Annotated in this window: 26 protein-coding genes and 1 pseudogene; 16 read left to right on the forward strand and 11 right to left on the reverse strand. The window is 61.2% G+C overall.

The genetic code is table 11. From position 1 onward, the window contains the following. Positions 1 to 12 precede the first annotated feature (12 nt). From Q0O99_RS05350 to gap, 3 genes are all read left to right on the forward strand, one after another. Entirely contained in the window at positions 13 to 1,545 is a 1,533-nt protein-coding gene (locus Q0O99_RS05350; RefSeq protein ID WP_293749324.1) for an acyl-CoA synthetase, read from the forward strand. Positions 1,546 to 1,584: 39 nt separating this feature from the next. Further along, positions 1,585 to 2,229, forward strand: a complete 645-nt coding sequence (locus Q0O99_RS05355; RefSeq protein WP_293749326.1) for a TetR/AcrR family transcriptional regulator — start codon at positions 1,585 to 1,587, stop codon at positions 2,227 to 2,229. Between the two features lie 293 nt (positions 2,230 to 2,522). Next, positions 2,523 to 3,527 carry a type I glyceraldehyde-3-phosphate dehydrogenase gene (gene gap / locus Q0O99_RS05360; protein WP_293749328.1) on the forward strand — a complete coding sequence of 335 codons (1,005 nt, stop codon included), beginning with the start codon at positions 2,523 to 2,525 and terminating at the stop codon, positions 3,525 to 3,527. 76 nt (positions 3,528 to 3,603) lie between these two features. Here the strand turns inward: gap and Q0O99_RS05365 are convergent, their stop codons facing one another. Next, complete coding sequence (locus Q0O99_RS05365) at positions 3,604 to 4,578, reverse strand: threo-3-hydroxy-L-aspartate ammonia-lyase (RefSeq protein ID WP_293749330.1); 975 nt, start codon at positions 4,576 to 4,578, stop codon at positions 3,604 to 3,606. A 114-nt stretch (positions 4,579 to 4,692) separates the two neighbouring features. Between Q0O99_RS05365 and Q0O99_RS05370 the strand changes: the two genes are divergently transcribed. Then, the gene (locus Q0O99_RS05370) at positions 4,693 to 6,588 is read left to right on the forward strand and encodes an acyl-CoA synthetase (protein ID WP_293749332.1); all 1,896 of its coding nucleotides are present in this window, start codon (positions 4,693 to 4,695) and stop codon (positions 6,586 to 6,588) included. Positions 6,589 to 6,601: 13 nt separating this feature from the next. On the opposite strand, the gene Q0O99_RS05375 is transcribed toward Q0O99_RS05370, so the two are convergent. Further along, entirely contained in the window at positions 6,602 to 9,538 is a 2,937-nt protein-coding gene (locus Q0O99_RS05375; protein ID WP_293749334.1) for a DNA topoisomerase III, read from the reverse strand. A gap of 95 nt (positions 9,539 to 9,633) precedes the next feature. Here Q0O99_RS05375 and Q0O99_RS05380 point away from each other — a divergent pair, with 95 nt between their 5' ends. The 4 genes from Q0O99_RS05380 to Q0O99_RS05395 all read left to right on the forward strand — a co-directional run bounded on the left by Q0O99_RS05380 (position 9,634) and on the right by Q0O99_RS05395 (position 12,166). Then, positions 9,634 to 10,332, forward strand: a complete 699-nt coding sequence (locus Q0O99_RS05380) for an SET domain-containing protein-lysine N-methyltransferase (protein ID WP_293749336.1) — start codon at positions 9,634 to 9,636, stop codon at positions 10,330 to 10,332. 71 nt (positions 10,333 to 10,403) lie between these two features. Continuing rightward, positions 10,404 to 11,156 carry a biotin--[acetyl-CoA-carboxylase] ligase gene (locus tag Q0O99_RS05385; RefSeq protein WP_293749338.1) on the forward strand — a complete coding sequence of 251 codons (753 nt, stop codon included), beginning with the start codon at positions 10,404 to 10,406 and terminating at the stop codon, positions 11,154 to 11,156. Between the two features lie 14 nt (positions 11,157 to 11,170). Beyond that, positions 11,171 to 11,482 carry a hypothetical protein gene (locus tag Q0O99_RS05390; RefSeq protein WP_293749340.1) on the forward strand — a complete coding sequence of 104 codons (312 nt, stop codon included), beginning with the start codon at positions 11,171 to 11,173 and terminating at the stop codon, positions 11,480 to 11,482. Positions 11,483 to 11,506: 24 nt separating this feature from the next. After that, entirely contained in the window at positions 11,507 to 12,166 is a 660-nt protein-coding gene (locus tag Q0O99_RS05395; RefSeq protein ID WP_293749342.1) for a glutathione S-transferase family protein, read from the forward strand. 35 nt (positions 12,167 to 12,201) lie between these two features. Here Q0O99_RS05395 and Q0O99_RS05400 read toward each other — a convergent pair whose 3' ends face one another. The 3 genes from Q0O99_RS05400 to Q0O99_RS05410 all read right to left on the reverse strand — a co-directional run bounded on the left by Q0O99_RS05400 (position 12,202) and on the right by Q0O99_RS05410 (position 14,993). Next, positions 12,202 to 13,662 carry a sensor histidine kinase gene (locus tag Q0O99_RS05400; RefSeq protein WP_293749344.1) on the reverse strand — a complete coding sequence of 487 codons (1,461 nt, stop codon included), beginning with the start codon at positions 13,660 to 13,662 and terminating at the stop codon, positions 12,202 to 12,204. Between the two features lie 35 nt (positions 13,663 to 13,697). Further along, complete coding sequence (locus Q0O99_RS05405) at positions 13,698 to 14,372, reverse strand: response regulator transcription factor (RefSeq protein WP_293749346.1); 675 nt, start codon at positions 14,370 to 14,372, stop codon at positions 13,698 to 13,700. 117 nt (positions 14,373 to 14,489) lie between these two features. Continuing rightward, positions 14,490 to 14,993, reverse strand: coding sequence for a MarR family winged helix-turn-helix transcriptional regulator (locus tag Q0O99_RS05410; protein ID WP_293749348.1), 504 nt, complete (start codon positions 14,991 to 14,993; stop codon positions 14,490 to 14,492). A gap of 141 nt (positions 14,994 to 15,134) precedes the next feature. Here Q0O99_RS05410 and recA point away from each other — a divergent pair, with 141 nt between their 5' ends. Next, positions 15,135 to 16,172: a recombinase RecA gene (gene recA, locus Q0O99_RS05415; RefSeq protein ID WP_293749350.1), complete on the forward strand. Its 1,038-nt coding sequence runs from the start codon at positions 15,135 to 15,137 to the stop codon at positions 16,170 to 16,172. A 2-nt stretch (positions 16,173 to 16,174) separates the two neighbouring features. Further along, positions 16,175 to 16,630, forward strand: coding sequence for a recombination regulator RecX (gene recX, locus Q0O99_RS05420; RefSeq protein WP_293749352.1), 456 nt, complete (start codon positions 16,175 to 16,177; stop codon positions 16,628 to 16,630). 77 nt (positions 16,631 to 16,707) lie between these two features. Here recX and moaC read toward each other — a convergent pair whose 3' ends face one another. After that, positions 16,708 to 17,199 (reverse strand): cyclic pyranopterin monophosphate synthase MoaC, encoded by a 492-nt coding sequence (gene moaC / locus Q0O99_RS05425; RefSeq protein WP_293749354.1) that lies wholly within the window; start codon positions 17,197 to 17,199, stop codon positions 16,708 to 16,710. A gap of 110 nt (positions 17,200 to 17,309) precedes the next feature. Between moaC and Q0O99_RS05430 the strand changes: the two genes are divergently transcribed. Both Q0O99_RS05430 and Q0O99_RS05435 read left to right on the forward strand, forming a co-directional pair. Next, positions 17,310 to 18,860 (forward strand): M48 family metalloprotease, encoded by a 1,551-nt coding sequence (locus Q0O99_RS05430; protein ID WP_293749356.1) that lies wholly within the window; start codon positions 17,310 to 17,312, stop codon positions 18,858 to 18,860. Between the two features lie 137 nt (positions 18,861 to 18,997). Next, entirely contained in the window at positions 18,998 to 19,459 is a 462-nt protein-coding gene (locus Q0O99_RS05435; protein WP_293749358.1) for a DUF3717 domain-containing protein, read from the forward strand. 6 nt (positions 19,460 to 19,465) lie between these two features. Here the strand turns inward: Q0O99_RS05435 and secF are convergent, their stop codons facing one another. The 3 genes from secF to yajC all read right to left on the reverse strand — a co-directional run bounded on the left by secF (position 19,466) and on the right by yajC (position 22,712). After that, positions 19,466 to 20,416, reverse strand: a complete 951-nt coding sequence (gene secF, locus Q0O99_RS05440) for a protein translocase subunit SecF (protein ID WP_293749360.1) — start codon at positions 20,414 to 20,416, stop codon at positions 19,466 to 19,468. A 12-nt stretch (positions 20,417 to 20,428) separates the two neighbouring features. Continuing rightward, entirely contained in the window at positions 20,429 to 22,309 is a 1,881-nt protein-coding gene (gene secD, locus Q0O99_RS05445) for a protein translocase subunit SecD (protein ID WP_293749362.1), read from the reverse strand. A 70-nt stretch (positions 22,310 to 22,379) separates the two neighbouring features. Then, positions 22,380 to 22,712 carry a preprotein translocase subunit YajC gene (yajC, locus tag Q0O99_RS05450; protein ID WP_108354969.1) on the reverse strand — a complete coding sequence of 111 codons (333 nt, stop codon included), beginning with the start codon at positions 22,710 to 22,712 and terminating at the stop codon, positions 22,380 to 22,382. Between the two features lie 408 nt (positions 22,713 to 23,120). Between yajC and nthA the strand changes: the two genes are divergently transcribed. The 4 genes from nthA to Q0O99_RS05470 are packed head-to-tail and all read left to right on the forward strand — an operon-like array spanning position 23,121 to position 25,756. After that, complete coding sequence (gene nthA / locus Q0O99_RS05455; RefSeq protein ID WP_293749365.1) at positions 23,121 to 23,795, forward strand: nitrile hydratase subunit alpha; 675 nt, start codon at positions 23,121 to 23,123, stop codon at positions 23,793 to 23,795. After that, the gene (gene nthB / locus Q0O99_RS05460; RefSeq protein WP_293749367.1) at positions 23,792 to 24,469 is read left to right on the forward strand and encodes a nitrile hydratase subunit beta; all 678 of its coding nucleotides are present in this window, start codon (positions 23,792 to 23,794) and stop codon (positions 24,467 to 24,469) included. Before nthA ends, nthB begins: the two co-directional genes overlap by 4 nt. A 10-nt stretch (positions 24,470 to 24,479) precedes the next feature. Further along, the gene (locus tag Q0O99_RS05465; RefSeq protein WP_293749369.1) at positions 24,480 to 24,881 is read left to right on the forward strand and encodes a nitrile hydratase accessory protein; all 402 of its coding nucleotides are present in this window, start codon (positions 24,480 to 24,482) and stop codon (positions 24,879 to 24,881) included. A 17-nt stretch (positions 24,882 to 24,898) separates the two neighbouring features. After that, complete coding sequence (locus Q0O99_RS05470) at positions 24,899 to 25,756, forward strand: DMT family transporter (protein ID WP_293749376.1); 858 nt, start codon at positions 24,899 to 24,901, stop codon at positions 25,754 to 25,756. Here the strand turns inward: Q0O99_RS05470 and Q0O99_RS05475 are convergent. Further along, positions 25,717 to 26,679, reverse strand: a complete 963-nt coding sequence (locus Q0O99_RS05475; RefSeq protein ID WP_293749371.1) for a hydrogen peroxide-inducible genes activator — start codon at positions 26,677 to 26,679, stop codon at positions 25,717 to 25,719. The two genes, Q0O99_RS05470 and Q0O99_RS05475, sit on opposite strands and share 40 nt — an antisense overlap. Before the next feature lie 16 nt (positions 26,680 to 26,695). After that, positions 26,696 to 26,955, reverse strand: a pseudogene (locus Q0O99_RS05480) (ATP-dependent DNA helicase RecG); the annotation flags it as partial.

The following is a 26,955-nucleotide window of genomic DNA, read 5'->3' on the forward strand; positions in this document are numbered from 1 at the left end:
AACGGGGGTCCGATGTTAATTCCTATTCAACCAGTGCGTGTTGACCCTGAAAAAATTGCATTTCAGATGTGCGAAAGTGGTGAACAAGTCACATTTGCACAGCTCGATGGTCGAGCCAATCAAGTTGCTCATCTGGTATCGGATCTGGGTATCCTTCCAGGCGAACACGTGGCCGTACTGATGAACAACTGCCGTGAATTGCTAGAACTTTGCTTTGGTTTGGATCGAAGTGGCGTCTACTACACGCTGATCAGTACACGCCTGACGACAGACGAGATTGATTACATCGTCCGGGACTGTGGTGCACGCTTGTTTGTTTATTCGACAGTTTTGGATTGTGTGGACCAAGACTTGCTCTCCAAGCTGCCCCGCACGCTGCAGTGCATGAGCGTCGGTGCCTCAGTTGAAGAAATGGGGCACGGAGATTGGATCGCTCTGTGTTCAAAAAAGCCAACCTTTGCCCTTGCACAAGCTTTGCAAGGCAGTGACATGCTTTACTCCTCGGGTACAACTGGACGCCCCAAAGGTGTGTTGTGGCCACTGCCCAAGACAGCCGCAGGACAGCAAACCATGTTGGTGACATTGCTGGCGCCCCTGTTTGGATACGCCGCTGACAGTCATTACCTCTCTACTGCACCCTTGTACCATGCTGCACCGCTGCGACACAGCATGACGGTGATCAAAATGGGTGGGACCGTGACGGTCATGGAGCGTTTTGATGCACTCCTGGCCCTGCAGACGATTGAGCGTTGCCGCATCACCCACAGTCAATGGGTGCCCACCATGTTTGTGCGATTGTTAAAGCTTGACCTGGCGATACGTGAAAAATTCGATTTGACATCCATGAAAATGGCTGTTCACGCGGCTGCTCCTTGCCCTGTTGATGTCAAAGAAAAGATGATGGACTGGTGGGGCCCAATCGTGCACGAATACTATGCAGGCACGGAAAACAATGGTTTTTGCAGCATCACCCCCTCTGAGTGGTTGGCGCACAAAGGCTCGGTAGGTCGAGCCTCGCAAGGAAATTTGCATATTTGCGATGAAGAGGGTGCCCCACTAGAAGCAGGTCAGATAGGCGCTGTGTATTTTTCGGATGGCCCCCAGTTCTCGTACCACAATGACCCTGTGAGCACCGCACAAACGAGAAACGCACAGGGATGGACTACCCTCGGCGACATTGGCTACTTGGATGAGCAGGGCTACCTTTATTTGGTAGACCGAAAAGCCTTCATGATCATCAGTGGGGGCGTCAATATTTATCCGCAAGAAATTGAAAACGTGTTGCTTCAGCATCCAAAAGTAATGGACGCTGCTGTGGTTGGCGTCCCCAACAGTGATTGGGGTGAGGAAGTAAAAGCCGTCATACAGCCCGTTCATGCATGCGATATTGGCCCAGCTTTGGCGGAAGAACTGCAGACATTTTGTCGCGGAAAATTGGCAGACTTCAAATGTCCAAGGTCGATAGATTTCGACCTGGAGCTACCTCGTTTGCCCACAGGTAAGCTTTACAAAAAATGGGTCAAAAAACGCTACTGGCCCCAATAAGCCTGGGTACAAATTTCAATGCCAGTCGGAGAATTTACCGTGTCAGAAAACCTTACCGATCACTTTGCGTCGAGTCCGAGCAGAAGCAGCCGCCGCTCTGCGACACGCACTGACACACGCAGCGTGCTGGTTTGGTGCGGAACCGAACTTTTGACCGAGCGTGGGTTTCAAATAACGGGCATTGATGAAGTTCTCAAGCGCGTCGGCGTACCCAAGGGCTCCTTCTACCATTACTTCAAAAGCAAAAATCACTTTGGACACGCCGTCATTGACAACTATGAGGCGTATTACGCTAAAAAAATGGACCGCATTTTTGGCGACACTTCACAGCCACCTCTGCAGCGTTTGGTTAATTTCACCGTGAATGCAAAAAATGGCATGTTGAAGTTTGACTTCAAACGGGGCTGTCTGATCGGCAATCTTGGTCAAGAGCTTGCTGCGCTCGATACGCAGTTTCGTGAGCGGTTGGAGGGGGTTTTGGTGTCATGGGAGAAACGAGTTGCTGAGTGCCTGAGCGAGGCCATCGATGTCGGCGAATTGGCTCCGGGGCAAGACCCCCAAGCACTGTCCCGTTTTTTTTGGGTAGGTTGGGAGGGCGCCATTTTGAGGTCAAAACTGATGCGCAGTTTGGAGCCGATTGACCAGTTCACATCCATCTTTTTTAGATCTGTATTGGTACGTTAATTTTCCAAACAGCAAATTAGATGAATTTGCAGTTCAAGAGACGATTGAAATCAGCCGCAAAAAATCTGCAAAGTTCAATGGGCTAGGGGAAGAAAACGAGCATCTTCAGTGACGCAAACTGGCAACTTCAGTGACGTTCCGCAGCCGTTCCGCGGTTACACAACCAGAACAATCCCATGTGACGCGCATGGCATGTAACAAAGTTTCATAAATTCGCATACGATGGTTACATCGGCGATGGCCCCACAACGGCAGCAGCCCCCACTGACACATCCAACGAAAGTGAGACTTACATGACCACCAAGATAGGTATCAACGGATTTGGCCGCATAGGCCGCATGGTGCTGCGCGCAGCGGTGCAAAATTTCCACGACGTCGAGATCGTCGGCATCAACGACCTGTTGGAGCCCGAATACCTGGCCTACATGCTGCAATACGACAGCGTGCATGGCCGATTCAAAGGCCGCATCGTGGTGGACGGCAACACTCTCGTGGTCAACGGCCAGCGCATCCGCCTGACGCAAGAGCGCGACCCGGCACAGCTGAAGTGGAACGAAGTTGGTGCCGATGTGGTGATCGAATCGACAGGACTGTTTTTGGACAAAGACAGCGCAGGCCAGCACCTGGCCGCAGGGGCCAAAAAAGTCGTCATGTCAGCACCTTCGAAAGACGACACGCCCATGTTTGTGTACGGCGTGAACCACGCGTCGTATGCCGGGCAAGCCATCATCAGCAATGCCAGCTGCACCACCAACGCGCTGGCCCCCATCACCAAAGTGCTGCACGACAAGTGGGGCATCAAGCGCGGGCTGATGACCACCGTGCACGCCGCCACCGCCACCCAAAAAACCGTGGACAGCCCGAGCAACAAGGACTGGCGCGGTGGGCGCGGCATTCTGGAAAACATCATCCCCAGCAGCACGGGCGCAGCCAAGGCGGTGGGCGTGGTGATCCCGGACATCAAGGGCAAGCTGACGGGCATGGCGTTTCGCGTGCCCACGTCGGACGTCTCGGTGGTGGACCTGACGGCCGAGCTGGAAACACCCGCCACCTATGCCGAAATTTGCGCCGAAATGAAGGCGCAAAGCGAAGGGGCTTTGAAGGGCGTGCTGGGCTACACCACCGATAAAGTGGTGTCGACCGACTTCCGGGGCGAGGTGTGCACCAGCGTGTTCGATGCCAACGCAGGCATCGCACTGGACAGCACGTTCATCAAGGTGGTGGCCTGGTACGACAACGAGTGGGGTTACGCGAACAAGTGCCTGGAGATGGCGCGGGTGGTGGGGTCGACTTTTTAGCATCCCGCTGCCAAGCACCCTTCAGGGCGAACTGGTTGAAACGTCAACCTGTGAAGATTCGAGTGAACCGCAGGCCTCAGCCCTGGCTGAGCAACTGCGCAAAGCGGCCCAAATCCACGTTGCCACCGCTCACGATGATGCCCACGCGCTGACCTTGAAGCTGCTCGCTGGCCTGAATGGCCGCTGCCAGCGACAGGCAGCCTGTGGGTTCGACCACCATCTTCATGCGTTCGGCATAAAAACGCATGGCCTGCACCAGCTGCGCATCGGTGACGGTATGCACCGCGTCGACCAAGCGGCGGATGATCTCGAAGGTGATTTCGCCCACCATGGGCGTTTGTGCGCCGTCGGCAATCGTCACTGGGGTGGCAATGCGCACCCGCTGGCCCTGTTGCAAGGACTGCTGCACATCGTTGCCCGCTTCGGGCTCCACGCCGAAAATCTTGCAAGCTGGCGACAAGGCCTTGGCCGACAGGGCGCTGCCGCTGAGCAGGCCGCCGCCGCCCAGGCACACAAACAAGGCATCGAGCTCGCCCACCTCTTGCAACAACTCCAGCGCCGCAGTGCCCTGGCCGCTCAGCACGTCCGGGTGGTCAAAGGGTGGAATGAAGCGCATGCCGTGCTCGGTGGCCAGGCCTTGGGCAATGGCCAGTGCATCGTCTGTGTAGCGGTCGTAACCCACCACAGTCGCGCCATAGCCGCGGGTGGCCGCCAGCTTGGCAGGCGAGGCATCGTGCGGCATGACGATGGTGGCCGGGATGTCCAGTATTTGCGCCGACAAGGCCACCGCTTGGGCGTGGTTGCCCGATGAGTAAGCCACCACCCCGGCGCGGCGCTCGGCGGGCGTCAGCCGCGACAGGGCATTGAAACCACCGCGGAACTTGAAGGCCCCCATGCGCTGAAAGTTTTCGCACTTGATGAAGGCCTGCGCACTCAACTGCGCGTTGAGCGTGCGCGACTGCAGCACCGGCGTGCGGTGGGCATGCCCTTGCAGCCGCGCGGCGGCGGCCAGGACGTCTTCAAAAGTGGGCAGGGCGCTGGCATCGTGCATGGGTGACCCCTGAAGGCTTGCAAAGTGGGCATCTTGACATGACAGGCGGTTTGAAATGCACCCGCTTGCCACTTGAGAGACAAAGCCTGCGTCAGGCGCTGGCTAACATCGGTCATGCACCTGACTGTTTCATCTCCCGTTCAAAGCCTGGCCGACATCCACCGCATCGAGGCCACACCCTTGGCCGAGGCCATCCCTTGGGCCAGCACCTATGCGCTGATCCGTGCCAGCGCCCAGGTGCATGCCGAGCAGCCTGCGCTGAGCTTTTTGCACACGGGCCAGCCCGGCGGTGCGTCCACTACCTGGACCTACCGCAGCTTGCTGCAAGGCATCCACCAGACCGCCAATTTGCTGCACCAACTGGGTGTGGGCCCTCAAGACGCCGTGGGGGTTTTGTTGCCCGGCGGCCTGGCCTACCACCTGGCGCTGTGGGGTGGCGAGGCGGCGGGGATCGTGCAGCCGCTCAACCCCTTGCTCAGTGACGAAAAACTGCTGTCGCTGCTGCGGGCCAGCAACGCCAAAGTGCTGATCGCGCATGGCGCCGCAGACGACAGCCAGTTGCGGGCCAAGGCCTTGCGCCTGCAAACCCAATTGCCCAGTTTGAAGACGGTTTTGCTGGTCAATCCAGATGGAGGTCCACTTCCAGACGGGGACGCGCTGCCTGCAGGTGTGCAAGATTTCCACGCTTTGCGGGCCACGCAGGTGGCCGAGCACCTGGTCAGCCAACGGGTTTTTCAGCCCACGGACATCGCGGCTTACTTTCACACAGGCGGCACCACCGGAGCCCCCAAACTGGCCCGGCACAGCCATGGCGCGCAGGTCTTCACCGCTTGGGCCAATGCCCGCATGCAAGGCTTTCGCTCGAGCGATGTGACGATCAACGGCTACCCGCTGTTCCATGTGGCGGGCGTGTTGCCCGGTGCCTTGTGTTCGCTGGCCGTCGGCATGCATGTGGTCATTCCCACCGAAGCCATGTTTCGCAACCGCGAGGTGGTGCACAACTATTGGCGGCTGGTGGCCCACCACCGCTGCACACTGATGTCGGGCGTGCCCACGGTGCTGGCCGCATTGGCGGGCGTGCCGCTGCAGGGGGCCGACATTTCAACCCTGCGTGCGGTGCGCACAGGCGCAGCGCCACTGCCGCCCGAGCTGGCACAACGCTTTGAACAAGCCTTTGGTTTGCACATCAACGAGAGCCTGGGCATGACCGAAACCGTCGGCCTGAGCACCGTGGCCCCACCGGGACTGACTGCTCCGGCGGGTTGCGTGGGTTGGCCTTTGCCGCATGCGCGTGTGCGCATCGTGGCGCTGAGCAGCGATGACCAGGCCACATCGCACAACCTGCCCGCAGGCGAACAAGGCATGGTGCTCTACCAAGGGCCGAATTTGTTTTCTGGCTACCTGGATGCCGCAGAGACCGCACGCAGTTTCACGCCCGACGGCTGGCTCATCACGGGCGATGTGGGCTTCATCGACACGCAAGGCCGCCTGCACCTGTCGGGCCGCGCCAAGGACCTGATCATCCGCAGCGGCCACAACATCGATCCCAAAGTGATCGAAGACGCACTGGGTGCGCATCCGGCGGTGGCCTTGTGCGCGGCAGTTGGAGCGCCAGACGCCTACGCGGGCGAAGTGCCTGTGGCATTTGCCACCCTCAAACCCGGCAGCCAGGTGAGCGAAGCCGAGTTGCTCGCCTTCACGGCCGAGCGTGTCGACGAAGGCCCCGCCAAACCCAAATCGATCAAGGTCCTGAATGCCATGCCCGTGACCAACGTGGGCAAAATTTACAAACCCGAATTGCGCACTCTGGCGACCGCGGCGGTGGTGCAGAGACTGATCCACAACACCTTAGCGCCCTTGCTGCTTGAACCTGCGCAATGGCCGCAGGTGCAAGCGACAGGCGATGCACCGGTGGAGGTAGACGCCCGCGCCACGCCTGTTGCTGCCTGGAACACGCTCAAACCCCTGTTGGACGCTTTGCCCGTGAAGCTGGTGCTGCACGCACTGTGAGGGGCAGAGCCCCTCAGCTCAGGTGCTTGCCGATGATCCCGGCCAACTCGAACATGGTGGCCTGGCCTTTGCCAAACACCGCTTGCAGCTTGCTGTCGGCTTTGATCGAGCGCTTGTCGGCCGGGTCTTGCAGGTTGTTGGCCTTGATGTAGTCCCAAATTTTCTTGACCACCTCGGTGCGTGCAAAGGTGCCGTCGCCGATCACCGCCATCAAGGCTGGGCTGGGTTTGAGGGTGCCCACAGCGGCTTTGCGCGGGGTTTTTTCGGCGGCAGGCTTGACCACTTTTTTGGCCGCGGGTTTGGCGGCTGGGGCTTTGGAGGTTTTGGCCGCCGTCTTTTTAGCCGCTGCTTTGCCAAACGGTGTCTTGGTCGCTGCGGTCTTGCGCGGCGGGTACTTCTTGCCGCCTTCGCGCGGCGCGAACTCGAAGGTGACCTTGCCCTCTTCAGGGTTCCAGGCCAACATGGCCTTGAAGCTGCGGCGCGTGCGGTTGCTGATGAACTTGTCGAGCAGGTCGGTCTTGCCAGTCGCGAGAAGTTTGACGACTTGCTCGCGCTCCACCGGTTGCTGCAAGATGATCTTGCCGGTCTTGAAGTCGCAGCTTGGCGTGGGTTGATCGTTCGTCGGCACGGATTTGCTGCACAAGTAATTGCTGCCGTGCTCGTGGACAGCGCCGCCACACTTGGGGCAAGCGCCCAATGACGCATCGGTGAACTCGACGATCTCGCCACTTTCTTCGTTCTTCTTATCGTCACCGAAGTCGAATTCGAGCTTCCAGTTCTTGTCTTCCTCGCTGTACTTGAGCGCCATCTCGGCCACAAAAGGCCAACCGGCTTTGGAGCGAAAGCCGTCCAGTGGGCCAATTTTTTTGTCGCGCATGAACTGCTCGACTTCGGCAGGCTCGAAGGTGCGGCCTGCAGGCGTCTTGCCAAACGAGAACCCGCAGCCCTCGCTCGCACCGTCAGCGCCCGTGCAGGTGTACCTGCGGTAGTTTTCTTTCACCACGCCACCACAGGTGGGGCAAGGCGTGGTGACGGTGGCGTAGTCACCGGGCACGGTGTCGCGGTCGTACTCTTTGGCTTTCTTGACGATGTGCTCGGTCATGGCCGCGATCTCGGCCATGAAGGTGGCGCGGCTCAATTTGCCTTGCTCCATTTGGGCCAGCTTGTATTCCCATTCGCCGGTCAATTCAGGTTTGGAAAGCTCCTCCACCTGCAAACCGCGCAGCAGCGTCATGAGCTGGAAAGCCTTGGCCGTCGGGATCATCTCGCGGCCTTCGCGCAGCATGTATTTCTCGTTGATCAGACCTTCGATAATGGCGGCGCGTGTCGCGGGCGTGCCCAGGCCTTTTTCCTGCATGGCTTCGCGCAGCTCGTCGTCGTCAACCATCTTCCCCGCGCCCTCCATGGCACCCAACAGCGTGGCTTCTGAATAGCGTGCAGGTGGGCGCGTCTTCAAGCCCTTGGCCTCGACCGAGTCGACGCCGACTTGTTCACCCGGCCGCACCGGCACCAGGTTCTGGCCCTTGTCGCCGTCCTTGGCGTCTTCCACTTCTTCTGCGGCTTCTTTGCCATAAATGGCCAACCAGCCCGGTTTGACCAGCACCTTGCCCACGGTCTTGAAGCTGTGGCCTGCGGCCACGCTGATGCGGGTGGTCACTTGGTATTCGGCGCTGGGGAAGAACACCGCCATGAAGCGGCGCACCACCAGGTCATACAGCTTTTGCTCGGCATCTGACAAGCCGTTGGGCGCCTGCAGCGTGGGGATGATGGCGAAGTGGTCTGACACTTTCTTGTTGTCGAACACACGCGGGATCTTGCGCACGTAGTTGTTGTTCAGCGCGGTGAGCGCATGCGGGGCCAGGTGGCGCATGCCGCTGTCGGCCAGCATCTCGAAGGTTTCTTTGGCCACGGGCACGTAGTCTTCAGGCAGGTGGCGCGAGTCGGTACGCGGGTAGGTCAGGGCCTTGTGGCGTTCGTACAGGCTTTGGGCCAGCGCCAGCGTGGTCTTGGCTGAGAAGCCGAACTTGCCATTGGCCTCGCGCTGCAGACTGGTCAGGTCAAACAGGCCGGGGCTGGCTTGCGTGGTGGGCGTCGATTCTTCGGTCACCGATGCGGTCTTGCCGCGCACCGCCTGAACAATGGCTTGGGCTTCGGCAGCGGTCCATTTCCGGTCGGCCTTCTTTTCGGCGTCCTCTTCTTTTTTCCACTTCGGATCGAACCACTTGCCGGGGTAGGTGCCTGCGGTGGCAGCGAACTCGGCATGGATTTCCCAGTAATCGCGGCTGATGAATTTGCGGATTTGCTCTTCGCGCTCGACCACCACGGCCAGCGTGGGTGTTTGTACCCGGCCCACGGTGGTCAAGAAGAAGCCGCCGTCACGCGAGTTGAACGCGGTCATGGCCCGCGTGCCGTTGATGCCCACCAGCCAGTCGGCTTCAGAGCGGCTGCGGGCGGCATCGGCCAGGCCCTGCATCTGGGTGTTGGTGCGCAGGTTGTCAAAGCCGTCGCGGATGGCCTGGGGCGTCATGGACTGCAACCACAGGCGCTGCACGGGCTTGTCCAGGCTCTTGGTGCCGCCTGCGTATTGCTCGATCAGGCGGAAGATCAGCTCCCCCTCACGGCCCGCGTCACAGGCGTTGATGAGGGCGTTCACGTCCTTGCGCTTGGCCTGCTTGACCACCGCGTTCAGACGGGTCTTGGTTTTGTCCACGGGCTTCAAGTCAAAGTGCGGCGGGATCACCGGCAAATTGGCAAAGCTCCACTTGCCACGCTTGACGTCGTATTGCTCGGGGGCCTGAATCTCCACCAAGTGGCCCACCGCGCTGGTCACCACGTATTTGTCGTTCTCGAAATGGTCGTCGTGTTTCTCGAACTTGCCCGAGGTCGGGGTCAAGGCTTTGACGATGTCTTGAGCCACCGAAGGCTTCTCTGCAATTACCAAGGTCTTCATGTCATTACAATCCGTTGTCTCGCGTGTGCGCACGCGCCCAGGCACGCGCTCACGCGCACGCCCACATGAATTCACCATAACAAATTTTTAACGCCGTGGCCAAAATACCTGTACCCCCCCCTAGCCGTAAGACGCCCAGCGCACCCGGTAAACGCATCCAGGTGCGGCGCTCCGGTGTTCACGGCAAAGGCGTTTTTGCCCTGCAAGACCTGGCCGAAGGCGAGACCCTGATCGAGTACGTGGGCGAGGTCATCAGCTGGGACGAGGCGCAAGAGCGCCACCCGCACGACCCCCATGACCCCAACCACACGTTTTACTTCCATGTGAACGAAGACCGGGTGATCGATGCGCTGCACGGCGGCAACTCCTCGCGTTGGATCAACCACAGTTGCGCACCCAACTGCGAAGCCGATGAAGACAACGACCGCATTTTCATCAAGGCCATTCGCAACATCAAAGCAGGCGAAGAGCTGAACTACGACTACGGGCTCATCATCGACGAGCCCTACACCAAGAAGCTCAAGGCCGAATACCCTTGTTGGTGCGGCAGCGCCCTTTGCCGGGGCACGCTGCTCTCGCCCAAAGAGCGCAAGGACACGCCCAAAACGCCAAGTCAGAAAAAGTCCAAGGCCAAAGACAAAGTCAAAAACAAAGACAAAGACAAAGACAAAGTTAAATCCAAGGCCGACGGCAAGACCAAATCCAAGTCCGATGCCAAGGCCAAAGACAAAAAGAAATCCTCCAAGGCGGCTAAACCGGCCAAGGCGGACAAAACCCCCAGCCAGAAAAAGTAGTACCAACCCGGCATGCGCCGCGACAAAGCCCGACGTCCACCTCAGTCAAGCTTGCAAGGATGCATCCACCCATGACCCGCTGGCCCGCCGAAACGGTTTGGGAGCAGGTTTACCCCCTGTTGCCCGACTTCACCGTCGAGGTGTTGCCCGAGATCGATTCGAGCAACAGCGAACTCATGCGCCGCACCCGCGCGGGCCAGCACGGGCCGACCTTGTTGGTGGCCGAACGCCAAACCGCCGGCCGGGGCCGCATGGGCCGGGTGTGGCAGAGCCAGCCGGGCGACTCATTGACCTTTTCACTCAGCCTGCCGCTGTCGCCCAAAGACTGGTCAGGCCTGTCCTTGGCCGTGGGCCTGAGCCTGGCTGAAAGCCTGCACCCCGATGTGGGCCTGAAGTGGCCCAACGATTTGTGGTTTCAAGACCGCAAACTCGGCGGCATCTTGGTCGAGGCCGCCAGCATGGGCGGCCGCAGCCAGGTCGTGGTGGGCGTGGGCCTGAACATTCGGCCGCGCGACGCACAGGGGCTGAACACGCCGCCAGCGGCCCTCACCGAGTTGTTGCCCGAGCTGACCGCGCCGGCTTGCTTGGCGCGGGTGGCGTTGCCCCTGGTCCAGACCCTGCTGGCTTTTGCAGCCCATGGTTTTGCCCCTTTGCAAAGCGGTTTTGACGCCCGTGATGTGCTCAAGGGCCGACGTGTGCACACCAGCGATGGCCAGCAAGGCGTGGCGCTGGGGGTGGGCCCTGGGGGTGCGTTACGATTGCAAACCGAAATCGGCGTGCAGGACATCCACAGCGCCGAGATCAGCGTACGACCCTTGACCTGACGGGACCTTGCAAGATGTTGAAATATTGGCTGGCGCTTTTGCTGTTGCTCAATGCCGCTGTGCTGGCGTGGCAATGGGATGCGTTTGCGCGTTGGGGCCATGGACCCAACGCACATCGCGAACCTGAGCGGCTGCAGCAACAAGTGCGGCCCGAAGCCCTGAAGTTCGAGGTCATGCCGCCTGCTTCGGCAACGGCCACCCTTCCCGCCTTGCCAGACGCCAACGCCTTACCCCCAGCCGCCGATGCCAGCGCCCCAGTTGCCGCCAGCCCAGCGGCCGTGTTGCCTGCACCCGCCTCGTCGGCCCCGCAGGCTGTACCCCGATGATCTTTTTTTCCCGGAGATGAACCCATGAGTTTGAAGCTTTACTTTGCCCCAGGCGCTTGTTCATTTGTGCCCCATGTGTTGCTGGAGATGAGTGGTGCCGAGTTCGAGCCCAGCATGGTCAAGCTGCACAAGGGCGAACAAAACAGCGCCGAATACCAGGCCATCAACCCGCGCGCTCAGGTGCCCGTGTTGGTGAGTGCGGGCCATCCGATCACGCAAATTTTGGCCATCGTGCTGCACCTCGATCAAATTTTTCCGCAGATGGGCTTTTTCCCGACCGAGCCCATGGCCCGCGCTCGGGCGCTGTCCACCCTGGCTTGGATGAACAACACCGTGCACCCGACCTTCACGCACATCTTCATGCCGCAAAAGTTCTCGGACCAGCCTGAGGTGCAGGCCGCCCTCAAGCCTTACAATACGCAGCTCTTTCGCAGCATGCTGGGTGAACTGCAAGGCCTGGTTCAAGCCGCCGCCAGCCAAGGCCAGCGCTGGCTGAGCGGTGATCGTTTGGGCCCACTCGACGCCTACAGCCTCACGCTCATCCGCTGGGGCACCCTCGCGGGCATCGCACCCGAGGCGCATCCCGCCCTGTGGGACTTTGTTCAGAAGGTCGCGGCCGAGCCTGCTGTGGCCCGCGTGATGGCGCGTGAGCGCTTGCAGCTGAACATGGGCGCGCCCGCCTGAACCCAGCCCGTCGCGCCCACCCTGCACCCGCTCACTCAGCCCATCCCAAAGCGCAAAGTAAAGCACGCACCGGGCCAGGTTTGGCCCGGGTGGGCCATGTCGATGCTCACGGTTGCACCGTGCTGCTGGGCAATGCCCTTGACGATGGGCAGGCCCAGACCGGAGCCGTCCACATTGGTACCCAGGGCGCGGTAAAAGGGCTGGAACACCAAATCGCGCTCGGGCAAGGGAATGCCAGGCCCGTTGTCTTCGACCTGCATCACCAACGCCTTGCTGTAGGGGTCGACCAGCACCCGCACCGTGATCACGCCTTGGCGCTCGGGCGTGCTGGGCGTGTAGTGGATGGCGTTTTCCACCAAGTTGCGCACCATCTCCTTGAGCAGCGTGGGGTTGCCCTGCACCTGTGCACCCGGTGTGCCCACTTCCACCCCTTCATAGCCCAGGTCCAGCCCCTTGTCCATGGCGCGCGGCAGGCAGTCTTGCAACACATCGCTGCTCAGGGCCGCCATGTCGCACGATTGCAAGGGCAAGTGGGTGCCGCCGCCTTCTGCGCGGGCCAGCGACAACAACTGGTTCACTGTGTGCGTGGCCTGCACGCTGGCGCGACCGATTTGCTGCAAGGACGTTTTCAGGTCTTCTTCGCTCGAGCCCGAGCGTTGCGCCAAATCGGCCTGCATGCGCAAACCGGCCAAGGGGGTTTTCAGTTGGTGAGCGGCATCGGCCAAAAAACGTTTTTGCGTGGCGATCGAGTCTTTCAGGCGCTCCAGCAAATCGTTGACGGACACCACCAGAGGGGCCACCTCCATCGGCACCGCTTTGTCGTCCAGTGGGCTCAGATCGTCTGGTTTGCGTGCACGGATGCGTTCTTCCAGTTGTTTCAGGGGCTTGATGCCGCGCACCAGGGCCAGCCACACCAAAAGCACCGCCAGCGGCAGCAAGGCAAATTGGGGCAGCATCACGCCCTTGATGATTTCAGCGGCCAGCACCGAGCGTTTTTCGCGCGTCTCGGCCACTTGCACCAAGGCCGGTGGTGTGCCCTTGGCGTCCAGCCGGATCCAGGTGTAGGCCACGCGCACGTCCAGACCCCGCATTTCGTCGTCCCGAATGTGCACTTGGTAACTGCTGCCCCTGACCTGGTTGGGTTTGGGCAAGGGCAGGTCGCGGTCGCCACTCAGATGCTCGCCCCGGCCGCCCAGCACCTGGTAGTACACCAGATCGGTTTCGTCGGCGCGCAGCAGCTCGCTGGCCGGCTGCGGCAGGCTGAATTGCACCTGTTGATCGGGCCCCATGCGGACCTGTTGGGCCAGGGCTTGCACGTTGTAGACCAGGGCCCGGTCGAAGGGTTTGTTGGCCAGACCTTGCGCCACCAACCAGGTCAGCGCCAGACTGATGGGCCACAGCAAGAGCAGCGGCGTCAGCATCCAGTCGAGAATTTCGCCAAACAGGGAGCGTTGCTCGCGCTTGAAGACCCGGATGTTCCAGCCCTTGGATTTCATGGCTTCAGGGCTTGATGTGTGCAGGAGTCCAGGCCTTAACCCGGGATCTTTTCGAGGCAGTAACCCAGTCCGCGCACCGTGGCGATGCGGATCGGGCCTTTTTCGATTTTCTTGCGCAAGCGGTGGATGTACACCTCGATCGCATTGTTGCTGACCTCTTCACCCCACTCGCACAGGCGCTCGACCAACTGGTCTTTGCTGACCAAGCGGCCTGCACGTTGCAGCAACACCTCCAGCAGGCCCAACTCACGGGCCGACAGCTCGACCATCTTCCCGTCGATGGTGGCCACGCGACCGGACTGGTCGTACACCAACGGGCCGTGCTTGATCTGCGAGGTGGCACCGCCCATGCCACGGCGGGTGAGGGCGCGCACACGGGCTTCAAGCTCTTGCAGGCTGAAGGGTTTGGCCATGTAATCGTCGGCCCCGTAGTCCAGGCCTTTGACGCGTTCTTCCACACTGTCGGCGGCGGTGAGGATCAAGACCGGCAGGGTCGAGCCGCGGGCGCGCAGCCGCTTGAGCACCTCAAGGCCATGCATTTTGGGCAAGCCCAAGTCCAGGATCAGCAAATCGAATTCGCTGTTGGTCATCATGGCCGCATCGGCTTCGCTGCCGCTGGCCACGTGGTCCACTGCAGCGCCTGCGTTGCGCAAAGTGCGCAACAAACCGTCCGCAAGCACTTGATCATCTTCGGCAATCAGAATCCGCATGGTTGTCTCCTGTTGTTGTGGTCGCGGCGCGGCGCCGTCTTTCTCGGCGTCCTGTGCCGACGGTTTCATTCTAGTGTCAGGTCTGTACCTTGCGCCCCGCTGAACGCGGTCTTGGCATCAATGGGCGTAGGCTTCCAGCCCCAGCGCCACCACGGTGGCGACATCTTTGCCCACCGCTTCGCGAAATTCGGCTTCGGCCTGGGCTACCGCGTCCTTGAAGGCTTGCAACCAGGCCAGGCCGACCGGCGTGAACACCACGCGCCGGGCACGGGCGTCCAACGGGTCTGCTTCGCGCCGCACCAAGCCCCAGGCGGTGCACTGGTCCACCAAGTCCCCCATGGCCTGTTTGCTCATGCCCGCTGCATGGGCCAGATCGGTCAGGCGTGAGCCTTGCAAAGCCAGATGGCGGGTGATGTGCACATGCGCGGCGCTGATTTGGTCACGCGCGGCCAAGTTGGCCAGCGCCAGCGGCACACCCTCGTTGCCCGCCATCAGGTGCAGCACGCGTTCGTCAAAGCGCCGCATGGCGTGGCCCAGCAAGCGTCCCAGATGGGTTTCTCGCCAGCGGTCATCCTGCAAAAAGGCAGGGCTCAGGCGGTTGGAATCGGTGTTGTCTGGCATGCCAGAATGATAAGGCAAACTGACTAAAAATACTGTTTACAGTTTTATACAGTTCGTTTACAGTACTGTTCACGCATCCAGTAAACAGCACATCACTGCTGAGCCCGATGTCCCAACCCATTGATATTCAAGGAGATTCTCATGAGCGACGACAACAGCGAAAAGTCCAAAGCCCTGCAAGCCGCCCTGGCACAGATTGAAAAACAATTCGGCAAAGGCACCATCATGCGCCTGGGCGAGGGCGAAGTGATCGCTGACATCCAGGTGGTCTCGACCGGCTCTCTGGGCCTGGACATCGCTTTGGGTGTGGGCGGTTTGCCCCGTGGCCGGGTGATCGAGATCTACGGCCCCGAGTCTTCCGGCAAAACCACCCTGACCCTGCAAGTCATCTCCGAAATGCAGCGCTTGGGCGGCACCTGCGCCTTTGTCGATGCCGAACATGCCCTGGACATTCAATATGCCCAAAACCTGGGCGTCAACCTGCAAGAGCTGCTGGTCAGCCAGCCCGACACCGGCGAACAAGCGCTGGAAATCGTGGACAGCCTGGTGCGCTCCGGCGCGGTCGATCTGGTGGTCATCGACTCGGTGGCGGCCCTCACGCCCAAGGCTGAAATCGAAGGCGACATGGGCGACAGCCTGCCTGGCCTGCAAGCACGCTTGATGAGCCAGGCCCTGCGCAAGCTGACCGCCACCATCAAGAAAACCAACTGCACCGTCATCTTCATCAACCAGATTCGAATGAAGATCGGCGTCATGTTCGGCAGCCCCGAAACCACCACTGGCGGCAACGCGCTCAAGTTCTACGCCTCGGTCCGTTTGGACATCCGCCGCACCGGTACCATCAAGAAAGGTGACGACGCGATCGGCAACGAGACCAAGGTCAAAGTGGTCAAGAACAAAGTCGCCCCACCCTTCAAGACGGCTGAATTCGACATCCTGTTTGGCGAGGGCATCAGCCGCGAGGGCGAGGTGATTGACATGGGCGTGGCCGCCAAGATCGTCGACAAGTCGGGCGCTTGGTACGCCTACCAGGGCGAGAAAATCGGCCAAGGCCGCGACAACGCCCGTGAGTTTTTGCGCGAGAACCCGGCCTTGGCCCGCGAGATCGAAAACAAAGTCCGCGAATCGCTGGGCATCCGCATGCTCGAATCGGCGATTGCCGCACCCAAGGGCGACTGAGCTTGAACAAGCCGGCATTTCAACCCTCGCTCAAAGGCCGCGCCTTGCGGCTTTTGAGCCAGCGCGAGCACTCACGCACCGAGCTGGAACGCAAACTGGCTCAGCACGAAGAGGTGCCCGGCGAACTGACCAAGGCGCTCGACGAGCTGCAAGTGCGGGACTTCATCAACGACGGGCGGGTGGTTGACTCACTGGTCAACCGCCGTTCGGGCAAGCTCGGCAGTGCCCGCATCAAGCAAGAGCTGGCCCAGAAGGGGCTGTCAGGCGAGGCGGTGGCCGAGGCGCTGGCGGGCCTCAAGGACAGCGAATTGAGCCGGGCCCAGGAAGTCTGGCGCAAGAAATTTGGCACCCCGCCGATGGACCCCCAGACCCACGCCAAACACATGCGCTTTTTGCTCACACGCGGCTTCAGCGCCGAGGTCGTGCGGCAGGTGGTGCAGGGTGCTGAGCCAGATTGACGGGGCATTCACAGCGCTTGCAGCAGCAGCCCAGAAAGACCACCCGGATGGGGAGCGGTGTGGGGTTCGAACGAAAATCAGGCTGCAGTCACCCAACTGCCCGATTTGCCGCCATGCTTTTCCAGCAGCTTCACATCGGTGATGGTCATGCCCCGGTCCACGGCTTTGCACATGTCGTAAATGGTGAGCAGGGCGACTTGCACGGCGGTGAGGGCTTCCATTTCCACGCCGGTTTGGCCGTTCACTTCGGCGGTGGCGGTGCACACCACGCAAGACTTGTCGGCTTGCACCTCAAAATCAACCGCCACCCGCGTCAGGGCAATCGGGTGACACAAGGGAATCAGGTCGCTGGTTTTTTTGGCCCCCTGAATGCCCGCGATGCGGGCAATGCCCAGCACATCGCCTTTTTTGGCCGTGCCCGACTCGATCAGTGCCAAGGTGGAGGCCAGCATCACGATTTTTCCGGTGGCCACCGCCACGCGCCGTGTGCTGTCCTTGTGGCCCACATCCACCATGTGGGCTTGGCCTTGGGCATCGAAGTGGGTCAGGGCGTCGTTAGAAGAGCTCATGGCAAGGCGGGCAACAAGGGTTTACAGAAAATTGACAAGATGAGGGCATCATACGGGGCTAGAGAAGGGCCGCTTTGAAACACAAATTTCGACACCGATTTTTACCGTTGATGGTTGCCGCCGCACTGGTCAACCCCGCAGCGCACGCCCAAAGCACAGGTTTGCCGGGGCTGGGCGATGGCGAGGGCATCTCGCTGGGGGCGGAGCGGCAGCTGGGTGACCGCATCGCCCGCGAACTCTACCGCGACCCCGATTACCTGGAAGACCCCGTGCTCGACGAGTACATCCAACTGTTATGGGCCCCGCTGATCCGGGCTGCGGCGGCTCGGGGTGAATTGACACCCGAGTTGCAAGAGCGTTTTGCCTGGCGCATTTTGTTGGGGCGAGACCGCTCGGTCAACGCCTTTGCCTTGCCGGGCGGCTACCTCGGGGTGCACTTGGGCCTGATCGCGGTGGTGGGCTCGCACGACGAGCTCGCCTCGGTGCTGGCACACGAATTGAGCCACGTCAGCCAGCGCCACATTGCGCGCGGCATGAGTGAACAAAGCCGCTCCACGCCCTGGCTGATTGGGGCCATGATTTTGGGGGTCTTGGCTGCCAGCAAAAGCCCACAAGGTGCCCAAGCCTTGGTCGTGGGCGGGCAGGCTGCGGCCATTCAGTCGCAGCTGAGCTATTCACGCGACATGGAGCGCGAGGCCGATCGCGTGGGCTACGGCATCCTGGTCGATGCAGGCTACGACCCCCGGGGCTTTGTGGGCATGTTCGGCAAGCTGCAGCAAGCCGCTGGGCTGAACGACAGCGGGGCTTTTCCCTACCTGCGCAGCCACCCCTTGACCAGCGAGCGCATCGCTGACATGCAAGCCCGCCAGCAACTGCTCAGCCCGAGCACTCAGCTTGGGGCCGACATGGCGCAAGCCTTCTTGTCGGCCCGTGCACGGGTCTTGTCGCAAAGCACCCCCGATGCGCTCAAGGCCTGGACCCAGGAGGCCGAGCAAGCCTCGCCTCAGGACGGTCCGGCCCTGCGGGCGGGCAAGCTGTATGCCGGCACGCTGGCTTATCTGCAGCAAAGAAACATGGCCGCTGCCGAGCGCAGTCTGCAGGCGTTGCGGGAATTGCTGAAAAAGTCAGTGCCCACAGGCCCGTCTGCCCTCCAGGCCTCGGCCTCACCCCTGGCGCTGTCGGCGGGGCGCTGGCTGAGCCTGCTGTCGTCCGAAGTGGCCATGAAACAAGACCGCTTTGAAGCCGCGCTGCAGCACTTGCTGCCCGGTGGGGCGTTGCCCGAGCTGGCCCGCCCGGAGCTGATGGCTGTGGCGCAAGCCGTGCAGCGCATGCCCCAACATGCGTTGCAGGCGGACATAACTCGGCAACTTCGTCAACGGGTGTTTGTCGCCCCCCACGATGCCCAAGCCTGGAACCTATTGGCCCGTTTGTTGTTCACACAAGGGCAGAACCTGGCTGGCTTGCGTGCCGAGGCCGAGGCCCAAGTCGCCCGGCTCGATTGGGAAGGCGCACTCGACCGCTTTCGGGCAGCGCAGGAGCTGGCCAAGCGCAGTCAGCTGAAAGCGGCAGACCACATAGAAGCCTCGATCGTGGACACCCGTTTGCGCGAAGTTCAAGCGCGTTGGCGTGAAGTGCAAGCGCAATTTCCGACCTCCCGCTGAGCCAGGTTGAGGGCATGGATCCCGGGTCAAGTTCAGGATGACAATTTAAAAGTGAGCCGGGTGGTCTGGATCACCCTGGACGCGTTACTGGTTAAGGCTTCAGGGGCTATGATCGCCCTCCCTGTACAAGACACACCATGGCCGGAATCCACATCACCGACATCGAAGCCGCCATCAACCACTGGCGCATCAAAAACCCTTCACCCGACGGGGTGTCTCTGCCGCCTGAGTTGCGTGCGCTGGCCGAGGTCTATGGGCTGATGGTGTATTCGAAGCAAAACCTGGCCGACGAATTCAGCCTGCCCCTGGCAGCGGCCGAAGCTTGGCAAGACTGGTACGCCACCACCCCCGACACGCCCTGCATCGCCATTTGCTCCACCAGCCAGGGCGACGAAACCTGCAAAGGTTGTGGCCGAAGCTTCGAAGAAGTGCAGTTGTGGACCGAAATGAGCCCGGGTGAAAAACGCGGCATCTGGCAGCGCATCACCATGGAGGGCAACTCCTGGCGCTTCAACCGCTATGCCGAACGCGCCGCCGAGAATAGGCTCTGGGCCAAGGCTGCGGCCGAGGCGCAGGTGCCGCTGGACCTCAAGCCCTGACCGGGCTTAAACCACCGCGCCCGAGTTTTCGTCGTTCGGGTCGTTGTCTTTCTTGATCGGCTTGACCATGTCTTCGCGGCTGATGCCCAACCACATCGCAATGGCCGCGGCCACAAAGACCGACGAGTAAATGCCAAAGCAAATGCCAATCGTCAGCGCCATGGCGAAGTAGTGCAATGTTTCGCCACCGAAAAACAACATCGACAACACCATGATTTGGGTCGAGCCGTGGGTGATGATGGTGCGGCTGATGGTGGAGGTGATCGCGTTGTCGATGATCTCGACCGTGTTCATCTTGCGGTAGCGGCGGAAGTTCTCGCGGATCCGGTCAAAAATCACCACCGATTCGTTCACCGAGTAGCCCAGCACCGCCAACACCGCCGCCAGCACCGCCAGCGAAAATTCCCACTGGAAGAAAGCGAAAAAGCCCAGGATGATGACCACGTCGTGCAAGTTGGCAATGATGGCCGAAACAGCGAACTTCCACTCGAAGCGAATGGCCAAGTACAGCATGATGCCGCCCACCACAAAGGCCAGCGCCCACAGCCCGTCCTCCATCAGCTCGTCGCCCACTTGCGGGCCCACAAACTCGGTGCGGCGCAGCGTGACATCCGGGTCATTGGCTTTGAGCGCCGACAAAACTTTCTCGCTTTGCTGGGCTGAGCTCACGCCCTTTTGCGCGGGCAGGCGGATCAACACTTCGCGTGCGGAACCGAAATTTTGCACCTGCACTTCTGAAAAGCCGAGCGTGGCCACCGTGCCACGCACCTTCTGCAGGTCAGCGGGTTGGCTGTAGCTCACTTCCATCAAAGTGCCACCCGTGAACTCAACCGACAGGTGCAGGCCTCGGCTGAACAGGAAAAACACCGCCAGCGCAAAAGTGATGAAGGACACCGCGTTGAGCACCAACGCGTGGCGCATGAACGGGATGTCTTTTCTGATTTTGAACAATTCCATGGTCTTTTTCCCTTAGTCGGCTTTTACCGCAGTGCCAGCCTCGGGCCGCCAGACGGTGCCGATCGACACCGATTTGAGTTTCTTTTGGCCGCCGTACCAAAGGTTGACCAGGCCACGCGAGAAAAGCACAGCCGAAAACATGCTGGTCAAAATGCCGATGCAGTGCACCACCGCAAAACCGCGCACCGGGCCAGAGCCAAAGGCCAGCAAGGCCACGCCCGCGATCAAGGTGGTGATGTTGGAGTCAAAAATCGTGGCCCAGGCGCGGTCATATCCTGCATGGATGGCCGCTTGCGGGCTGGCCCCGTTGCGCAGCTCTTCACGCACACGCTCGTTGATCAGCACGTTCGAGTCGATCGCCATGCCCAAAGCCAACGCCATCGCGGCCATGCCGGGCAGGGTCAGCGTGGCTTGCAGCATCGACAAAATAGCCACCAGCAGCAGCAAATTGACCCCCAGCGCGACGCCGGAGAACAAACCGAACATGGCGTAATAAACCACCATAAAAGCCACGATCACCACAAATCCCCAGATCACACTGTTGAAGCCCTTGGCGATGTTCTCGGCACCCAGGCTCGGGCCAATGGTGCGCTCTTCGATGATTTCCATGGGCGCAGCCAATGAACCTGCGCGCAGCAGCAGCGCCGTGTCGGTGGCCTCTGCCGTGGTCATGCGGCCCGAAATCTGCACGCGACCGCCGCCAATTTCGGCGCGGATCACGGGGGCCGTGACCACTTCGCCCTTGCCTTTTTCAAACAAGATGATGGCCATGCGCTTGCCCACGTTGTCGCGCGTCACATCCTTGAAGATGCGGGCGCCCTTGGCGTCCAGCGTCAGGTTGACCACGGGCTCTTGGGTCTGGCTGTCAAAGCCAGGTTGGGCGTCGGTCAGGTTGTCACCCGTGAGCACCACCTGTTTTTTGACGATCAGGGGGCGGCCATCGCGCTCCAGGTAGCGCTCGGTGCCAAAGGGCACCAGGCCGCCGGCTTGCTCAGCCGCACGCGCTTCGGTGCTTTCGTCGACCATGCGCACCTCCAAGGTGGCGGTGCGGCCCAGGATGTCCTTGGCCTTGGCCGTGTCCTGCACGCCGGGCAACTGCACCACGATGCGGTCCAGGCCCTGTTGCTGAATCACCGGCTCGGCCACACCCAGTTCGTTGATCCGGTTGTGCAGCGTGGTGATGTTTTGTTTGAGTGCCTGCTCTTGCACCTTGCGGGCAGCTTCGGGCTTGATGCTCACCACCAGGCTGAGTTCGCTGCCATTGCTCACTTCACGCGTTTGCAGGTCGGCAAACTGCTCGGTGATCAGGCGCTTGGCTGATTCTTGTTGCTGTGCGTCACGCACGCGGATTTCGATGTTCTGGCCATTGCGTGAAATGCCGCCATGGCGAATGTCTTTTTCGCGCATCGTGCTGCGCAAGTCTCCAGTCAGGGATTCCAGCCGCTGGGTCAGCGCCGCTTGCATGTCCACTTGCAGCATGAAGTGCACGCCACCGCGCAAATCCAGGCCCAGGTACATGGGCGATGCGTGCAAGGCGCTCAGCCAGGCGGGAGAGCGTGAGACCAAATTCAAAGCGACCACGAATTGCGGGTCTGCGGCATCCGGAATCAGGGCCTTTTGAATCGCATCCTTGGCCTTGAGCTGCTGGTCGGTGTTGTCGAACCGGGCGCGGATCGAAGTGCCTTCGAGCACCACGCTTTGGGGTGTGGTGCCTGCTGACTTGAGCGCGTCTTCGACCTTTTGCAGCGTGGACGTGTCCACCTTGATGGTGGCCTTGGCTGAGGACACCTGAACCGCAGGGGCCTCACCAAAGAAATTGGGAAGGGTGTAGACCACCCCCAACAGCAATGCGACGACCAGGATCACGTACTTCCAGACCGGATAACGGTTCATAAAGACTCGCGTAAAGAATATAAAAAGGGGGCCTTGACAGCCAAGGCCCCACAGACAAAGCCAGGAAGAATTACTTCATGGTGCCTTTAGGCAAGACTTGCACCACGGCGCTGCGCTGCATCTGCACTTCCACGCCGGTCGCCAGCTCGACGCCCACATAAGCATCGCCCAGCTTGCTGACCTTGCCCAAAAAGCCGCCAGCGGTCACGACTTCGTCGCCCTTGGCCAACGCGTCGATCATGGCGCGGTGCTCTTTTTGCTTTTTCATCTGGGGGCGGATCATCACGAAATACAGCACCACAAACATCAGCAGCAACGGCAGCATGCTCATCAGGGTGGATTGCATGTCGCCACCAGAGGCAGCGGCGGGGGCGGTTTGGGCAAAAGCAGAAGAAATGAACATGGGAACTCCACTGAAAGTTAAATTCGGGTTGTGCGGGTGACGCTTGGGCGTCCTGCGGGCGAAGCCGCCATTGTATGCGGCGCTATGATCACTTCCAAAAGCCCCGGTCACAAGGGGTCAGACCATCAAAGTGCCCCGTTGATGGTCCGACAGATCCCTCTTGTAGGTCGGCGCCTTCTGGTCCGACAAAACGGTGGTGGACCACGGCCCGTTTGAAAATGTCGCTTCGCGAGAGGATAGCTGTCGGACCTGAAGGCACCTACCTACGAGGTCATGGATGTCCGACCATCAAGGCCCGACGAGGGAATGTATTTGTAGGTCGGCGCCTTCAGGTCCGACTTTCCGTTACCTCGCGAAGCGACATTTTCAAAGGCCGCATTAACCCAGATACCCAGACAGGAGACGCCAATGACCGCCGACGCAAATCACTCGCCCAGCCCAAATGCGGGCCACGGCCATGACCACGACCACGACCACGCGCACAGCACCTTGGGCGAGATGGACCTGCGGGTGCGCGCTCTGGAAACCCTGCTGACGCAAAAAGGCTACCTGGACCCCGCTGCTGTGGACCGCATCATCGAAACCTACGAGGTGCACGTGGGCCCGCACAACGGGGCCAAGGTGGTGGCCCGCGCCTGGGCCGAGCCGGCGTTTCGGGACTGGCTGCTGCAAGACGCCACCGCCGCCATCGCCTCGATGGACTACACCGGCCGCCAGGGCGAACACATGGTGGCCGTGCCCAACACCCCCGACACGCACAACATGGTGGTCTGCACCCTGTGCAGTTGCTACCCCTGGCCGGTGCTGGGCCTGCCCCCGGTTTGGTACAAAAGCGCCGCTTACCGCTCGCGCGCCGTGATCGAGCCGCGTGCTGTGCTGGCCGACTTTGGTGTCACCCTGCCCGAGGGCCAAAACATCCGCGTCTGGGACTCCACCGCCGAAGTGCGTTATTTGGTGCTGCCCGAACGCCCCGCAGGCACCGAAGGCTGGAGCCAAGAACAACTGGCCACCCTGGTCACCCGCGACGCGATGATCGGCACTGGCTTGGCCCTGAACCCACAAGTCAAAGAGGTGGCGGCGTGAACGGCGTACACGACATGGGCGGCATGCAAGGCTACGGCCCGGTTCAGATCGAAGCCAACGAACCGCTGTTTCATGGCGATTGGGAGCGCCGCGCCTTGGGGCTAACGGTGGCCATGGGCGCCAGCGGCCTGTGGAACATCGACCTGGCCCGTTCGGCCCGCGAATCCCTGCCCCCGCTGGACTATGTGCAAGGCCCTTACTACGCCATCTGGACCCAGGCGCTGCAAAAGCTGTTGATCGAGCGCGGCCTGATCACCGAACAAGAACTGGCGCAGGGCCAGCCCCTCACGCCCCCGGTGGCCGGTGTGCGCGTGCTCAAAGCGGCAGAAGTGGACGCGGCCTTGGCCAAGGGCAGCCCGGCCGACCGCCCCAGCACCCAAGCCCCCCGCTTTGCCGTGGGCCAGCGCGTGCGCGCCCTGAACCTGAACCCCCAAGGCCACACCCGCTTGCCGCGTTATGTGCGCGGCCATGTGGGCACCGTGGTGCTGCACCACGGCAGCCACGTTTTGCCCGACCAGCATGTGAACAAGATGCTGCCGCCTTTTGATGGCACGGCCGAGCACCTGTACACCGTGGTGTTTGACGGCACCGAGCTGTGGGGTCCACAAGCCGAATCCGGGCACCAGGTGAGCGTGGACGCTTGGGAGTCTTATCTGGAAGCGGTCCACACTTGATCAAGGCCCCATGAACACCGCCATCCAAGACCTGAACGACCTGGCCCGCGCCTGCGGCGACGGCTTTCCCATGCCCGCCACCGCCAACAACGGCGCGGTGTTTGAAGAGCCCTGGCAGGCCCACGCCTTTGCCATGACCTTGCAGCTGCACGACAAAGGCGTCTTCACCTGGCCCGAATGGGCCACCGCCTTGACCCACGCAATCCGCGCCGGCCAAACGCGCGGCGAAGCCAGCGACGGCAGCCTGTACTACACCCACTGGCTCAACGCACTGGAGCAACTGGTGATCGAGCGCCAACTGGGCACGCCCGATGAAATCCATGATTTGGAGCACGCGTGGGCCGATGCCGCCGAGCGCACGCCGCACGGCCAGCCCATCGTGCTGGATGTCGCAGAAAGAGGCGCCGCTTGAACCTGCGTTTGTGGGCCATGCTGGCCTTGTTGGTCAGCCTGGTGTCTTTGGCGGTCGGCACCTCGTTTGCCAAAAGCCTGTTCCCTGCTTTGGGGGCAGAAGGCACCACCGCTTACCGCATCATTTTTGCCATGCTGATCCTGATGGCCGTGTTCCGGCCCTGGCGGCGCAAGTGGGTGTGGGCCGATGCGTTGCCGCTGGGCCTGTACGGCGTCACGCTGGGCGTGATGAACCTGCTGTTTTACAGCGCCATCAAGACCATCCCCTTTGGCGTGGCGATCGCCATCGAGTTCATTGGCCCGCTGAGCGTGGCGGTCTGGACCTCTAAAAAAGCCAGCGACTGGCTCTGGGTGTCATTGGCCATCGCGGGCCTGGCGCTGCTGCTGCCTTTGCCCGGGGGCGATGCGGCCACAGCGCTCGACCCCTTGGGCATGTTTTTCGCCTTCGCGGCGGGAATTTGTTGGGCGCTTTACATCGTGTTTGGTCAGCGCGTGGCGCTGCGCTACGGGGCCATGGCCACGCCCATGGGCATGTTGGCCGCGGCTTTGGTGGTGGCCCCGGTGGGTATTTTTCATGCGGGTGCCGCCTTGCTCGACCCGCGCTGGTTGGTCGCCGGGCTGGCAGTGGCCTTGCTGTCCAGCGCCATCCCCTATGCGCTCGAGATGTTCTCGCTCAACCACCTGCCCAAAAACACCTTCAGCATTTTGCTCAGCCTCGAGCCCGCTGTGGGCGCACTGGCCGGCTGGCTGGTGCTGTCCGAACAATTGACGCTGCTGCAAGGGCTGGCCATTGCGCTGGTGATGGCCGCCTCCATGGGCACGGCCTGGTCGGCCGGTCAGGACAAGCGGGTCACGCCCGGCAGCGGGCAGGCATAGATGGCGTTGCGCACGGCGGCAATGGCTTCGTAGCGGGTGTAGCTGCGCCGCCAGGCCAGCACCACGCGGCGCGTGGGCGGCTGGCCACCCGCCGGGTCGACGATGGGCAAGTAGCGCACGGGCGATTCGTGCCGCCCGCCTGAGCGCTTGTGCACAGGCTTGAGGTCGGGCACCGACATGCGCGGCACCAGCGTCACGCCCATGCCCGCCGCCACCATGTGTTTGATGGTCTCCAGCGACGAGCCTTCAAAGGTCTTGCGAATGCCATCGGTCTGGCTGGCGTAGCGCGCAAATTCAGGGCACACCTCCAGCACATGGTCGCGAAAGCAGTGGCCCGTGCCCAGCAACAACATGGTCTCGTTTTTCAGCTGCTCTGGGGTGATGAAGGCCTCTTTGGCCAGCGGGTGGTTCAGTGGCAAAGCCGCCATGAAGGTCTCGTCATACAGCGGCGCAATGGCCAGCCCCGACTCGGGGAAAGGCTCGGCCAGGATCGCACAATCGAGCTCACCCGTGCGCAGCATCTCCAGCAGGCGCACGGTGAAGTTCTCTTGCAGCATCAGCGGCATTTGCGGCAGGTCGGTGATGATCTGGCGCACCAGATCGGGCAGCAAATACGGCCCGATGGTGTAGATCACGCCCAGCCGCATGGTGCCCGACAGCGGGTCTTTGCCGCGCTTGGCGATTTCCTTGATCTCGGCGGCTTGCTCCAACACGCTTTGCGCTTGGCGCACGATCTCTTCGCCCAAAGTTGTGACGGACACTTCACTGGCGCTGCGTTCAAAAATCTTCATGTCCAGCTCTTCTTCGAGCTTTTTGATGGCCAGCGACAGCGTGGGTTGCGACACGAAGCAGGCCTCGGCGGCTTTGCCAAAATGCTTTTCGCGGGCCACGGCCACGATGTATTTGAGTTCGGTCAGGGTCATGGGCGCTATTTGAACATCAAGCTTTCAGGAACTCGGATTTACCGCCCAACCAGCGGCCAATGTGCCGCTCGGCCAGCTGAGGGTGCTGGTCCAGCATGGGCGGGGCCAGCGCCCGCGCCCAGTCCAGCAAATGGCCATCGGTCTCCAGATCGGCAAAGCGCAGCAAAGGCGCGCCCGACTGGCGCGCCCCCAAAAACTCTCCGGGCCCGCGGATCTCCAAGTCGCGCCGGGCGATCTCGAAGCCGTCATTCGTCTCGGCCATGGCGCGCAGGCGAT

It is taken from the genome of Limnohabitans sp. Rim8, from assembly GCF_945901735.1.
Taxonomy (GTDB): domain Bacteria; phylum Pseudomonadota; class Gammaproteobacteria; order Burkholderiales; family Burkholderiaceae_C; genus Limnohabitans_A.